Source organism: Acetobacter sp. DmW_136, from assembly GCF_008690365.1.
In the GTDB taxonomy this organism is placed as follows: domain Bacteria; phylum Pseudomonadota; class Alphaproteobacteria; order Acetobacterales; family Acetobacteraceae; genus Acetobacter; species Acetobacter oryzifermentans.
The window spans coordinates 1-311 of the sequence record NZ_VHON01000104.1; the positions used below are offsets into that span (position 1 = coordinate 1).

The following is a 311-nucleotide window of genomic DNA, read 5'->3' on the forward strand; positions in this document are numbered from 1 at the left end:
GCGGTGATGATGATAGCGCCAAAGCTGGATATTCATCCTGACACGCTGTCAAAATGGACCCGTCTGCATGAACGTGCCAATGCGCCTGCGGTGAGTGACCTGCCTGATCGAGAGAAGATCAGGCAACTGGAGCGAGAGAACCGCGAATTGCGGCAGGCCAATGAAATCCTGCGTAAGGCGTCGGCATATTTTGCGGAAGGAGAGCTCGACCGCATCTTCAAGCCATGACACGCTTCATTGAGGAGCACCGGCAGACATATGGTGTCGGGTCAATCTGCAGGGTTCTGTCGATTGCACCATCTGCCTATTAT

General features: G+C 54.0%; 1 pseudogene and 1 other annotated feature. The pseudogene reads left to right on the forward strand.

Going from position 1 to position 311, the window contains the following annotated elements:
• Positions 1-311 (forward strand): annotated as a pseudogene (locus FKW31_RS15900) (transposase); the annotation flags it as partial.
• Positions 183-299 (forward strand) — a sequence feature (AL1L pseudoknot). (Overlaps the previous pseudogene by 117 nt.)